Source organism: Thermogemmatispora aurantia, from assembly GCF_008974285.1.
GTDB classification, from domain to species: Bacteria; Chloroflexota; Ktedonobacteria; order Ktedonobacterales; family Ktedonobacteraceae; genus Thermogemmatispora; species Thermogemmatispora aurantia.
In genome coordinates this window covers 1-12,990 of sequence record NZ_BKZV01000006.1, presented here as the reverse complement: position 1 = coordinate 12,990, position 12,990 = coordinate 1, and the positions used below count along the sequence as shown (strand labels likewise).

Annotated in this window: 7 protein-coding genes and 1 rRNA gene; 2 read left to right on the top strand and 6 right to left on the bottom strand. The window is 61.2% G+C overall.

Translation table 11 applies throughout. The features are described 5' to 3' along the window. Window positions 1–38: 38 nt before the first annotated feature. Window positions 39–1,139 (top strand): dipeptide epimerase, encoded by a 1,101-nt coding sequence (locus KTAU_RS17295; RefSeq protein ID WP_151729552.1) that lies wholly within the window; start codon window positions 39–41, stop codon window positions 1,137–1,139. A gap of 121 nt (window positions 1,140–1,260) precedes the next feature. Here KTAU_RS17295 and KTAU_RS17290 read toward each other — a convergent pair whose 3' ends face one another. The 3 genes from KTAU_RS17290 to KTAU_RS17280 all read right to left on the bottom strand — a co-directional run bounded on the left by KTAU_RS17290 (window position 1,261) and on the right by KTAU_RS17280 (window position 6,263). Continuing rightward, window positions 1,261–3,162 carry an ABC transporter ATP-binding protein gene (locus KTAU_RS17290; protein WP_170293399.1) on the bottom strand — a complete coding sequence of 634 codons (1,902 nt, stop codon included), beginning with the start codon at window positions 3,160–3,162 and terminating at the stop codon, window positions 1,261–1,263. Window positions 3,163–3,169: 7 nt separating this feature from the next. Continuing rightward, on the bottom strand, window positions 3,170–5,230 hold the full coding sequence (locus KTAU_RS17285; RefSeq protein ID WP_170293398.1) for a GMC family oxidoreductase: 2,061 nt from the start codon (window positions 5,228–5,230) through the stop codon (window positions 3,170–3,172). A 460-nt stretch (window positions 5,231–5,690) separates the two neighbouring features. Further along, window positions 5,691–6,263 carry a ribonuclease FAU-1 family protein gene (locus KTAU_RS17280; protein ID WP_170293397.1) on the bottom strand — a complete coding sequence of 191 codons (573 nt, stop codon included), beginning with the start codon at window positions 6,261–6,263 and terminating at the stop codon, window positions 5,691–5,693. A gap of 300 nt (window positions 6,264–6,563) precedes the next feature. On the opposite strand from KTAU_RS17280, the gene KTAU_RS17275 reads away from it, so the two are divergent. After that, on the top strand, window positions 6,564–10,601 hold the full coding sequence (locus KTAU_RS17275) for an adenylate/guanylate cyclase domain-containing protein (protein ID WP_151729549.1): 4,038 nt from the start codon (window positions 6,564–6,566) through the stop codon (window positions 10,599–10,601). Between the two features lie 65 nt (window positions 10,602–10,666). Here KTAU_RS17275 and KTAU_RS17270 read toward each other — a convergent pair whose 3' ends face one another. The 3 genes from KTAU_RS17270 to KTAU_RS21820 form a co-directional block, all read right to left on the bottom strand. Further along, the gene (locus KTAU_RS17270; protein WP_151729548.1) at window positions 10,667–11,641 is read right to left on the bottom strand and encodes an MBL fold metallo-hydrolase; all 975 of its coding nucleotides are present in this window, start codon (window positions 11,639–11,641) and stop codon (window positions 10,667–10,669) included. Window positions 11,642–11,737: 96 nt separating this feature from the next. Then, on the bottom strand, window positions 11,738–12,595 hold the full coding sequence (locus KTAU_RS17265; RefSeq protein WP_151729547.1) for an amidohydrolase family protein: 858 nt from the start codon (window positions 12,593–12,595) through the stop codon (window positions 11,738–11,740). Between the two features lie 270 nt (window positions 12,596–12,865). Further along, window positions 12,866–12,990: ribosomal RNA gene (locus KTAU_RS21820) — 23S ribosomal RNA — on the bottom strand; the annotation flags it as partial.

Sequence of the window (12,990 nt, the reverse complement as noted above, 5' to 3'; positions counted from 1 at the left end):
AAGCAGAGCAGAAAAAAGCAGGAGACAGAGAAAGCACTATGGCCCACATCCATCAGCGACGTACCACACGCACCACCATCGCCGCCATCAGCGTTGAGCCGCTCAACATTCCCCTGTTGGAGCCATTCGCCATTGCCACCGGTAGCACCAGCGAGGCGCGCAACGTCCTCATCACTGTCACGCTGGAAGATGGCAGCGTTGGCTATGGTGAGGCCGCGCCCTTCCTGCCCAGTCTAGGCGAAGACCAGAACACGGCGCTGGCTGCCGCCCAGAGCTGCGCCGCCCTGCTGCAGGGCAAAGACGCCGCCCACTGGCGCAGCCTGGCCCGTCTCTTACGCAGCCTCTATTTCAGCCAGTCTTCCGTCTGCGCCGGTTTTGAAATGGCCCTCCTCGATGCCCTGACCCATTCCTACGGTCTACCGCTCTACGCCTTCTTTGGCGGAGCCAGCAATGCCGTCGAGACCGACATCAGCATTCCTCTAGTCGAACCTGAGCACGCCTACGAGCTGGCACGAGCCGCTGTCGAACGCGGCATTCGCACCATCAAGATCAAGGTCGGCAGCGACGTCCGCGAAGATGTGGCACGAGTCGAGGCGGTGCGCGAAGGCGCGCCCAACGCAGGTCTGACCCTGGACGCCAACCAGGGCTATACACCCGCCGAAGCCCTGCTCTGCCTGGAAGCTCTCGACGAGCGCGACATCCGCCCGCTGCTGCTTGAACAGCCGGTCCCCAAAGACGACTACGAGGGACTGCGCTACGTCACCCAGCACAGCCGCGTCCCGGTCGCTGCGGACGAGAGCGCCTACAGCGCCGCCAACGTCGCCCACCTGATCGCGATGGGAGCAGTCAACGTTGTCAACATCAAGCTCATGAAAAGCGGCATCGTCGAAGCCCTTGACATCGCCGCCGTCTGTCGCGCCACCCACACTCAGCTCATGATCGGCGCCATGATGGAGTCGCGCCTGGCTATCAGCGCTGCCGCCCATTTCGTCGCCGGTCTGGGCGGCTTCCGCTTCATCGACCTCGACACTCCGATGCTGCTGGCCACTGATCCCTTCATCGGTGGCTACGAGCAGCGGGGCGGCCTTTACGATCTCTCGGGCGTCGAGAGTGGCCTGGGCATCAGCCGGCGTCAGTGAGCAAACGGGGGGCAGGTCCCCATCCCTCTGGCGCAGGCTGGTGAAGAGCAGGCGGAGGCGGACAGATAGGTAGGCGAGCGAGCAAGCATAGAAACCATCCGAACTAGCCGACCAGGGGCAGCTAGCGATAGGAGGACGCCTGTAGATTGAAGAGTTCGGCATAGCGTCCTCCGCGCGCCATCAGCTCCTCATGGCTGCCCTGCTCAATCACCTCGCCCCGCTCCAGGACTAGAATAAGGTCGGCCACACGCACCGTCGAGAAGCGGTGCGAGATAAAGATGGCAATGCGCCCGCGAGTCAATTCGCGCATGCGGGCAAATAGCTCGTGCTCGGCCTGGGCATCGAGCGCCGATGTCGGCTCATCGAGAATGAGGATCTGGGCCTCGCGCATAAAGCCGCGGGCCAGGGCCATCTTCTGCCACTCTCCGCCCGAGAGATGGTGGCCCTCCTCGAACCAGCGTCCCAGCATTGTCTCGTAGCCCTGCGGCAGACGGGCAATCACCTCGTCGGCCCCGCTCTTCTGGGCCGCCGTCGTGATCCGTGCTCGATCCTCAATGAAGTCAACCTGGCCGATGCCGATGTTCTCGCGAGCCAGCAGCTGGTACTGCACAAAATCCTGGAAAATGATGCCGATCTCGCGGCGCAGCTCGTCAGGATCGTATTCACGAATATCGTGACCATTGACCAGGATCTGGCCCTCCTGGGGATCGTAGAGGCGCGCCAGTAACTTGACCAGGGTGGTCTTGCCAGCCCCATTGCGCCCGACGATGGCCAGGGTCTGGCCAGCCTCCAGCTTAAAGCTCACATTGCGCAGCGCCGGCTCCTGCCGTCCCTCATAATAAAAGGTCACGTTGCGGAACTCGATGCCGCGCGTAAATGGGCGCTCCAGTGGTACAGGATTGGCCGGACGTGGCATCTCGGGGCGCAGGGCCAGCACCTCAAAGAGCGTGCTCAGATACAAATTATGCTCATACATCGATGAGAAGCCACTCAGAATATTTTGAAAGTTATTCTGCACCGAGTTAGCGGCCTGGGTATAGAGCGTCAAGTCGCCGATAGAGACGCGTCCATAGATGGCCTGGATGGCCACATAGAGAAAGGTGCCGCTGCTCACCAGTGTCGTCAGCGTTCCCCAGCCGAAACCGGCAAGATAGCGTCGCACTACCAGGCGGCGCTCTTCGCTGAGGAAGCGCTCGGCGAACTGCTTAAAGCGCTCGATAAAGAAAGGCCCCAGGTTGAAGATCTTGATCTCCTTCTGATAGGAGTCGGTGGTCAGCAGGTTGACCAGATAGGCTTGCATGCGTCGCTCCTGGGACTGGCGCCGTCTGAGCTGAAAGCCACGCCAGCCGTAGCGCGCGTCGGCGATAAAGGCAGGCACCGGAGCCACGAGGGCGATGACGGCCAGCCACCACTCCAGCCGCACCAGCAAGACAATCATCGAGCCAAAGGTGAGAGCGTTGCGCAGCAGGGAAAAGGTGCCGGCGATCATCATCACCGGGCGCAGCATGGCCTCTTGCTGCACCTGCTGCAGCTTATCGTAGAATTCGGAACGCTCGAAAAAGGCCATATCGAGAGTATGAGCGTGCTCGATCAGCAGGTACTGTACGCGGCTGGCCGTTTCATCCTGCAGGATCTGCTGAAACGTATTGCTCAGCGTACTTAGCAGGCTCATCACGAGGTTGAGCAACAGCTGCAGCCCGGCCAGGATGGCGATCAGGCGCAGATAGTAGTCGGCGCGCGCGCTCTCCCTGATGGCCATGACGACAGCATCCAGCAGGAGCTTATTGAGATAGATAGTCGAGGCTGGCACGAAGGCCAGCAGCAGCGTGGTTAGACCCAGACCCAGGGTCAGCCAGGGGTTGGTCTCCCAGACCAGGCGCAGAGAGCGTGCCAGGCCGGCGAGGGCCCCTGGCACGCTCCGCACAAAGCGGACGAGACGCTCCCGCCATGAGAGGTCTTCGTCCTCCTCGCTCTGCTGCCTGAAAGGCGAGGGTCTGCGCATCATATGCGTATGATAGAGCATATTCCCCTTACAGCGTTGATTTGATATATTGCGCTGCCCTATGGGACAGCGCCATGATCGAGAGCATCGGATTGACGCCGGAAGGCGAGGGGAAGACGCTACCATCGCAGACAAAGAGGCCTCGCACACCATGCACCTCATGATGGCCATCGACCACGGCCTGCCGCGGGTCGCTACCCATACGACAGGTGCCCATCTGGTGAGCCGTGAAGACCATGAGGCGATTGGGAGCCATGCCGTGGCGCTCAAGCTGGCGCTCGAACTCGCGGAATTGCCGTTCATCGAGCGTGCCATCGGCGGCGCGATCCAGGCGTGTGCGCCGCGTATGCAGCGAGAGCACAGAGCGAGCGCCGGCAGCGAAATGCACGCGCGCCGCCTGCGCTATGCCGTGCAGCAAGTGGCGGCGATCGTAGACCGAGACCACGTAGTCGATGACTGGCTCGCCATCTCTGCCGACAGTGACGCGGCCCTCTCCACGATCGCGGGTCAGGACGATGAAGGCCGCCACGTAGGGCGCCTGCAGCAGCTCGCGGCGGTAGTCACGCGCCGACCACCAGGGCAGGGCCACGCCCAGCATCCCCGGATGCACGGGAGCGGTCTCCAGCTTGTAGCCATAGGTACCGTCCAGATGGCCAAACTGGTTACTGTAGGCCGACTGCAGGACCCCTTTCCAGGGGTAAATCTTGTCAGGATAGAGGCCGGCCACTACCGCCGTCGGGTGCAGATAGAGATGGCGCCCAATGTGGGGATTGCTCAAGCCGGAGCGCAGCAGGAGAGCCGGCGAGTGAATAGAACCCGCCGCTACAATGACGGCCCGGGCCCGCACGGTCAGGCGACTCAGGCGTCCACTCTGAGGATCACGCACGCTTGCTACGACCCCGACAGCGCGCCCCTGCTCGATCAGCACGCGATCAGCGCTGCAGTTCACAATGATGCGGGCGCCTGCCTCAAAAGCGTCCTGTAAATAGGTTGCGAGCGTCGAGCGCTTGCAGCCGTAGCGACAGCCGAAACAACAGGAGCCGCAGCGCTGGTTACAGCCGACGGCATTACGACGCAGGACGCCAGCATGGTAACCCAGGGCGGTGCAGCCATCGGCCAGGACCTGATTCTGCCGATTGTGAGCGCTGTTCTCCAGATTGACGCTGATGCGCTCCTCGACGGCAGCGAAACTGTCCTGCAGGCTCTTGCCCGTCAGCTCGCTCACGCCTGATTGCCTTGCCCACTCATCCAGAATGTCCTCGGGGGTTCTGAAGGAGGTCATCCAGTTGACAACTGTGCCCCCGCCAAGCGTACTACCTGCGAGGACGGTGATGCCGAGGTCGCGCGAGGTCAAGAGGCCACGCTGCAGATAGAGTTCGGTCATCCCTCGCCCTTCCTCAACCGGAAAGGTCTCTTCATTATAATACCCCCCTTTTTCAAGGACCACCACGCTCTTGCCTGCGCGAGCCAGCTCCCCGGCTACCACGCCTCCGCCGGCCCCGGAACCGATGACAACGGCGTCGGCCTCCAGAGTGGTGTCGCTTTCAATGGGGAAAGGCTGCAGGGAACGCGCCACGGTCGCTGGCGGGTCCCGGGGCGGCGTGTAGTCAAGCACTGCCCAGTTGGGATTGCAGCCCCGCTCGTCGAGAGCGGCGAAGAAGATGAAACCGGCCAGACGCTTCATGGCCTGGAAGCCCTGGCGCAGCAGGCCAAGTGGACTGTTGGCCAGGGCCAGGAGATAGCGCTCGCGCAGCTCCTGGGGCAGGCGCGCGAACGGCTGAGGTCTGCCAACCAAGAGCAGGGAAGTGAGCGAGCTGCTGAGAAGAGTGAGAAGCTGGTGAATCTGCCTTTTGCGCTCTTCGCCCTCCAGGGCCAGCATCTCGGCCATGCGCTGGGCCACCTGAAGGTCGGCAGCTCGCCGTCGGTAGTAGGCGGCTTCTTCGGCACTCACGCCGGGGGGCGGTTCCAGCGAAGGGAGCAGAGTATCACAGATGGCTTCGAGAATGGCGAACTCGGCAGGCGAGAGCCACGTCGCTCCCTGACTCTGACGCTGCACGATGGGTGATAGCACAGTGGAGGAGATGGTCATTGAGCGTACCTCCTTCCTTTCGCTCAATACACTGATACACTGGATCATGCCGACGTCGCATGATGCCGGGCAAAGCAATACAGCCACAGTGAAGAGCCGACATATCTCTATAGTGTAGGTAAGTATAGCATAATCTGACCTGCCCTTCAGGCCCTCTTATGGCGTCCCGCACCGCTCCCCAAGCGCTTTCAGGGCCTCTTGATAAATCTGACTGACAGTCAGTCAAGATCTTACGACCAGAGATGAGGGCAGAAGAAGCAGGTCAGCAAGGGGGAGCTGGCCGGGATCATAAGAGGTATTGCCGGCGCCAGGTCTGGACGAGCCAGACCAGGTAGGTAGGCGGTGGAGCAAGGGGAGTGGCTCGGGCAGCCAGCGGTGTAGTCAATGCTGAGTGGAGCCTCCCGCCCTGGCTACGCTGGCATGGCGGGAGAGCAGCAATCTGGAGTTGGTGATCGGCCACTCAGCTCAGGCCATGCTGCGACAGGCAGTCATCCCGATGAAAATCGGTCTGGAGGAGGCGCTGAGGGATCAGGCGAAAGAGGCCCGTTCCGATTTGGGCTGCATTCGTCAGGGTTCGCAGGGCCATCAAGGCCCCGATGCGCGTCTCCTCGCTATAGTCGAGCAGTTCAACCATATGATCGAACTCGGCCTGCGTCAGCACCTCATAGGAGAGATCTGGGCGCACCAGCATCGTCAAGTCGAGATCGACGTAGCGCACACTCGCCACCTCGATAGTCGGCGGCAAGATAATGGTCGCATAAGTATAGAGCAGGTCGCAGCCATTGTAGAAGGCGCTCAACATATACCAGCGCTCCGGCCAGAAGAACTGGAGACAATGATGGCGCAGTGGGCGTGTTCCGGTGGTCCACTCCATCAGTGTTCCGGCAGGTAGCCAGAGGCGCAGGCAGTCAGTTCCTGGTGAAGCAGTTGGAGGATCGCTTAGCTGCACCTCCGGTGAGAGGCGATAGGAGCGCCAGGTGCCACGCAGCACTCCATCATAGCTGCGGCTCTCGACACGAAAATCCGGTTGCATACGCATACTTCTCCCTTCCATCCGCCTCATAGTACGCAAATCTGCCCGGTTCGTCAAGCTGGGCCGGGTGGAGCATGAATGAGGGCATAGGTTCACCTACTGCTTTTGTCGATCCGCCGCTCCTCGCAGACTGGTTCCAGCGCTCAGCAGCTGCTATCTCCCAGCCAGCGAAATATAGTAGAATAACAGCTAGAGATTTGCCTTACGCCGTCGTCAGAGCAAGCCCAAGAGCGGGCGAAAAAGGGTTTCTCCTGCGCCTGCAAGAGCAGCGGGCAGGAGTTGAGAAAGAGTATAGAGATCATGCTGCGCTGTCCACGCTGTCAGACGCAGAATCCGTTGCATGCCAAATTCTGCTTTGCCTGTGGCCTTCGCTTCCTGATCTGCCCATACTGCGGTACGGCCAATCCCCCGGTAGCCCGCTTCTGCATTGAATGCGGACGGGTTCAGGGGCAGAAGGAGCGTGGATGGGAGGCGATGGAGACCTCGCCCTGGCCGATACCTGCTGTGCGCGGTGGAGAGGAAGGGGAGTCGGGTCCAGAATCACTGCCCCAGCTGCCTGCGCCAGTGCTGGCGCTGGAGCCGGCTTCGAAGGAGGCACCGGCCCTGCTGTCAGCCTTGAACACGCCCGAAGAGCGGCGCGTGGTGACGGTGATGTTCGCCGACATCATTGGCTCGACGCCCCTGGCCGACCGCCTTGATCCCGAGGATCTGCGGGCCATCCTCGCAGGCTACTTCAACTTGATGACAGAGCAGATTCGCCGCCACGGTGGTACTGTAGAGAAATACATCGGTGATGCTGTCATGGCTGTCTTTGGCCTGCCGCTGGCCCACGAGGATGATCCCGATCGGGCCATTCGAGCCGCCCTCGACATGCAGGCCGCGCTGGTACGTTTCAATCAGGAACGTCTTCAGCGTGATCCAGAGGCAGTGCCTCTACAGATGCGCATCGGGATCAACACCGGCGAAGTGGCCACACCCGGGCCTGATGGCAGCCTCAACAGCCGCCGAGATTTTCTGGTGACGGGCGAGGCGGTCAATCTCGCCGCGCGTCTGCAGCAGGTGGCCAGTCCCGACACTATCCTGGTAGGAGAGCGCACCTACCTGGCCACGCGCGAGATCTTCCGCTTTCGCCCGCTAGCACCCTTGCAGCTCAAGGGGAAGGAGGAGCCGATCCGCGCTTGGGTTGTGCTGGGTCTGGCGGACGAGCAGCCCGCCAGTTCACTGGCAGCGCGTGCTCGACGCGGTCTGCTGGCCCCATTGATCGGGCGCTCGCTGGAACTGACGCTGATGCACGCGACCTATGCTCGTGTGCTGGCCGAGCGGCAGCCTCATTTGATCACTCTGCTGGGTCCCTCAGGCGTTGGCAAGTCGCGCCTGGTGCACGAGTTCATCGAACGCGAGCAGGAGAAAGCCCGCAGTACGACTGGTCCAGACGAGCTACCGGTGCCGCTGGTCATGCATGGGCGCTGTCCGCCCTACGGTGAGGGCATCACGTACTGGCCGCTGATCGAGATCCTGCGGGCCTTGCTCCAGGTGCAATATAACGAAAGCGATGAGGATATCCATCGGCGCTTCACAGCCTTCGTCAGTGAAGTATTGGAGAGGGCCGGGCACAAAGAAGAGGCCGAGGATGTGGCTGAGGCCATCCTGCTGAGCGTTGGGCGCCACCTCGGGCGGTCGATAACGTTGCCGGGCGGTGAGCGGCGCGAGCGGCAGCGCATGGCCCATACGCGCAATCTGGAGCAGAGTGGCACTCAGATGACCTTACTGCGTTCCTGGCGCATCTTCCTGGCCGCGCTGGCTCTGCAGCAGCCCCTTATTCTCGTGATCGACGATCTCCAATGGGCAGATGAGGCCCTGCTCGATCTGCTGGAGCACCTGATGGAACGCCTGAGTAACGTTCCGATTCTCTTGCTCTGTCCGGCGCGGCCTGAGTTTCTGGAGCGGCGCCAGGATTGGGGCGGTGGCCAGCGCAATTTTACTACTATTGTGCTGGAGGCCCTTTCTGCCGAGGAGAGCAAGGAGCTGGTACGCGCCTTGCTGAAGAACACCGAGCTGCCCGAAGCTCTCTGTCATACGATCCTTTCCCGGGCTGAGGGCAATCCTTTCTTTGTTGAAGAGCTGATCCGCATGTTCATCGACCAGGGGCTTCTGGTCTATGAGCAGGATAGCTGGCGCGTGGCCCGTGAGAAGGAGCATCTTCTCAGCGAGTTGGCCAGCCCAGCCGGGCCTCCCGATGATGCCCTGCTGGATCTCCATTATACGCTGCCTTTGCCGCGGGTCCCCGATACGATCCAGGGTGTGCTGGCGGCGCGCGTCGATTTGCTCAGTCCTGTCGAGAGGCATGTCTTACAAAAGGCGGCGATCATCGGGCGCACCTTCTGGCTCTCGGGCCTGCGCGAGCTAACGGCTGACCTGGACGAGGAGACGCTCCTGCAGACGCTGGAGTCGCTGATCACGCGCGACTTCATCTCCGAGTCGGAGCGGCGCGATCGTAGCCCTGTTGAGAACGATCGGGTCTTTAGCTTCAAGCATATTCTGACGCGCGATGTGGTCTATCACACGCTTTCGCGCGCCAACCGCGCTCTGAGCCATGCCCGCCTGGCGCGCTGGCTGGAAGAGCAGGTCGACGGGCGCACTGATCGCTTCGTTGAGCTGCTGGCTTATCATTACCAGCAGGCAGCCGCTAACTGGACGCCCAGTCTGCTCGCCGGCCTGGCCGAGGCTACAGAGCCAGAGCTGACGCTGCAGGAGCTGCGTCAGCGAGCAACGGCCTACTTGACGAGCGCAGGCGATCAGGCGCTGCGCAGCTACTATACGATTCGGGCTATCCAGGCTTACAGCGATGCACTGGAGCTGTTGAACGAGAGCGGGGCAGACCGCCGTGCACTGGCGCGCATGCACGAGAAGCTAGGTGACGCCTTTACGCAGCGCGCCAATCTCAAGGAAGCCTGGCTGGCCTATCGGCAGGCGCTGCAGCTGCTGGAAGCTGAAGACGAGCCGCCTGCGGCTGATCTCCTCTATCTTTACGATAGTCTGGCCGAGCTAGCAACGCGCTGGGGCCCGTGGCACGATGCTCACCCTGATATGGATGAGGTGCGTGCCTACATCGATGCCGGGCTGGCTCTTGCAGAAGATCAGGGTGATCGCTCCGTCTTTCTGACTTATCTGGCTCTGTGGCATATGCGCCAACGGGAGGATGATCCCAACGATGTCGATGAGCGAGCCAGACAGGCAGAGCAGGCGCTCAAGAGCGCCCGTGAGGCGAGGCGCCTGGCTGAGGAGGCCCAGGACGTAGAAGCGCTCTGGTTGGCTCTCGACGCTCTCGGCGGTATTTATATGAAGCTCTGCGACTATGCAGAAGCCCATCGCACTCAGCATCAGCGTCAGCAGCTTCAGGCCCAGATCACTCGTCAGCAGGGGCGTCAGGATCGGCAGGAGTTGCATGACCTCTACTATTCCCTGGGATGGGTGCACTTTTTTATCTGTGATTATCCAACGGCAGCACGCTGGTTCGGTGAGTCGTGGCAGGTGGCCCAGACGATGGAAAGTCCGCCGTTGCTCCTGCTCAGTATGCTGGGACGCATCCATGTCTGGTACGAATGGGAGCGCTGGGATGATGCGCGTGAGGCAGCGCAGAAAGCTTTGCAGCTGATCGAGCAATATCAGCTCGAAGAGATGTGGGAGATCGATGCCCTGAAGCATCTGGTAATGATTGCCTATCAGACGGGTGACTATGAGAGCGGGGAACGCTATCTGCGCCGTCTCAGGCTTCTCGGTGAGCAGGCAACCTCTCGTCTGTTGCGCCTGGATCTGGAGCTAGTCTTGCAGCTTGCGCGCCAAGACTGGGCTGGGGCAGTTGAGACGCTCAAGGAGGAGATTCGACGCCACGAGCCATTCGTCCGACCGGAGCAGCAGGCGCTGCTGGCCGAACTTCTGGTTCAGATTGGAGCCTCTGCTGAGGAGCAGGCCGCGTGGTGTCAGCGGGCGCTGGCGGCGGCCCGCCGGTCGCAGGCATTGAAGGCCGAGGGGCGGGCCTGGCGGGCACAAGGCCGCATGGCGCTGGCTCTGCAGCGCTGGGAGGAGGCGCGGACCTGTCTGCAGCAAGCCCTGGCACTTTTCGAACGCCTTGACCTCCCGTGGGAGCGGGGCCAGACCCTCTACTGCCTTGGCGAGCTGCATCAAAGGCAGGCTGTCAGTGCTCAGCTGCCTGATGCGGTGGAGTTGTGGCGTGAGCTGGCTCGCCGTTACTTTACTCAGGCACTAGGCTTCTTTACGGCCTTACGCGCCGCACGCGATATCGAGCGGGCCAACCGCGCTCTGCAAGAGCTGTCATAGCAAGCAAATTGCGTGTGACAGCCGGGAGAGTCGAATCTACAGCGAGCGGGTGGGTGGTGAAGCAGTTATCTCTCTGTCAGAGTTTCATAGCACCACCAGTATTCATCGTGCCAGAGGCGTGTCGAATCCCAGGCTGGTCCCATTGTGCGGGGCAGTGTTGCCAGGTGGACCTGTTGCAAGGCGGCGCCAGCCTCCACCAGGTGGCGCTGGACGCTACGTAAAGCCAGCTGCGGTGTATTGTTGACCTGGCTCAGATGAGCCAGCCAGATCCAGCGCAGGCCATTGGTGCGCCAGGTCTGCAAAATTGCCTGTGCTGCCTGCTCGTTAGAGAGATGGCCCGTGGGGCTGAGGATGCGCATCTTGAGAGCATAGGTGTAGGGGCCACGCAGGAGCCGTTCGCGATCATGATTGGCCTCCAGGACCAGCAGGTCGGCTTGACGCATCGCCTCTAGCATGATCGGGGTAACCGAGCCGCTATCTACTACCACGCAGACACGACATCCTCCGGCGCTAAGCAGGTAGCCGCAAGGAGCAGCAGCATCGTGTGGGACTGGAAAGGAAAAGATCTCGATGTCGCCGAGCAGGCAGGAGTTACCAGCAGGCAAGGCCAGTGTCCGTCTCAGGGGCAGCAAGGTTGTCATCCTCTTCCCGCAAGCACCGTGCTCTCCCGGCAGCCTGGCAGGGCGCTTCTCCCTTAAACAGAGAGAGAGAGACTGCTCTGTGCCAGTCTGGCTGCCAGTTGTCGCGTGGGATTCTTGCCGCGAGTTATCCGCCAGGGTCGCCAGGGTAGCCGGGTCAGAGATTACGAGAGGATCATAGCGTTTCAGCAGCGTGGGAAGGGCCAGCGTATGGTCATTATGTTCGTGAGTGAGGAGAACAGCGAGGATCTGGGCAGGGGAGACGCCGGCGAGATGGAGACGATTAATTAACGTGCGGCAGGGCAGGCCAGCGTCGACCAGGAGTCTGGTTCGTCCGTTGGGGCCGGCCTCAATGAGCAAAGCGTTGCCGCTGCTGCCACTTCCCAGAGAAATCACGCGCATAGACTCTCCACCTGGGCCTGTTCTGACACTACTAGTTTTTGCTCTGCCTTGTCCTTGTTGTCGACGTGACAGGAAGCCTGGCCTTTCCTCGTGACATCAGCGTGTAGATTGCTCAGGCAGGCCAAGCAGGAGGCGCGCGTTCTCGCCCAGGATTTTGGTCAGCTCATCGGTGCTGAGGCCGGCCTGCCGAATGTGCTCGATGACGCGGCGCTGGCGCAGCAAGCCATAGTCGCTGGCGAACAGAATGCGCTCAGCGCCTACCAGCCTTGCCACCGTTGGGAAGATGGCTGGACGGTAGAGGAAGACCGTTGCAGCAGTATCATACCACACCAGGGAACAGGCCTGCTGCACCTCTGGCATCAAAGTATAAAAAGGCAGGCCCCCGCCCCAATGGGCGGCGATGAAGCGTACATCGGGGAAAGCCGTCAAGAAGGCGACAACATCGGCCACAGAGACATCGCCTTTGCCGGGATAGAGGTGGCCTACAGGCTCGCTGCAATGGGAGAGGACGAGCAAGCGATAGTGGCGCACTACCTCGATGAGGGGGGCCAGCAAGCGGGTGTCGCTCAGGCGGTAGCCCTGGCCGTGGGGCATAAGTTCGCCCATGCCGATCATGCCAGCCTGAGCACAGCGCTCTAGTTCGCGCACCGCGCGCCTGCCAGCTGTAGGTAAGATTACTGCCATGCCATAGATGCGACCCGGATAACGACGCATGGCATCCAGGACGTAGCTGTTACCCTCTTCGATGAGGCCCGGGTCGGTCCAGCCGAAGGAGAAGGCTACCGAAGCATCCACGCCCGCAGCATCCATTTCCGTGATCAGATCCTCAGCGGTGGCCAGCTTGCTGCGGGGATTGGCATAGAGGGTCCGAAACCAGGGGTCGCGCTCGCAATAGCGCTCACGCTGCTGACAAATAGAGGGTGGAAAGAGATGGGTGTGGAAGTCAATGATCATGCTCTGCTTCGCTTCCAGAAGGGTGCTCCAGGCTATAAAAAAAGGGCGTTGCTCACCGGCACGCCCCTTTTCCTGCTTCCTTACTGCGCCTCTTAGACATTCTTTTTTGTTCGAAGAAAAAGCAACAGCGAAACAGGGAGAACTTCCAACTGAAAGGTGTCTTGCCTCAATTTTGCTGAGGGAGAAGTCCGTCGCGACAGCGGGGAAGCGCCGCGCGTTCCATCCTTGACAATAGCAGGCGTTCAGCGATCTTTGGCAGTATCGTAAGGAAGGCACAAGCCGTTCGGTCATTAGGGCCGGTCAGCTGCACCTGTTACCAGGTGTCCACCTCCGGTCTATCAACCAGGTGATCTTCCTGGGACCTTATCTCCGGCTGGGGGTCCAGCCTGGAGCGG

Bases quoted from the DNA above. Each gene is read 5' to 3' on its own strand.
- KTAU_RS17275 (WP_151729549.1), top strand. From the start codon at position 6,564: ATGCTGCGCTGTCCACGCTGTCAGACGCAGAATCCGTTGCATGCCAAA.
- KTAU_RS17295 (WP_151729552.1), top strand. From the start codon at position 39: ATGGCCCACATCCATCAGCGACGTACCACACGCACCACCATCGCCGCC.
- KTAU_RS17285 (WP_170293398.1), bottom strand. From the start codon at position 5,230: ATGACCATCTCCTCCACTGTGCTATCACCCATCGTGCAGCGTCAGAGT.
- KTAU_RS17270 (WP_151729548.1), bottom strand. From the start codon at position 11,641: ATGCGCGTGATTTCTCTGGGAAGTGGCAGCAGCGGCAACGCTTTGCTC.
- KTAU_RS17280 (WP_170293397.1), bottom strand. From the start codon at position 6,263: ATGCAACCGGATTTTCGTGTCGAGAGCCGCAGCTATGATGGAGTGCTG.
- KTAU_RS17265 (WP_151729547.1), bottom strand. From the start codon at position 12,595: ATGATCATTGACTTCCACACCCATCTCTTTCCACCCTCTATTTGTCAG.
- KTAU_RS17290 (WP_170293399.1), bottom strand. From the start codon at position 3,162: ATGCTCTATCATACGCATATGATGCGCAGACCCTCGCCTTTCAGGCAG.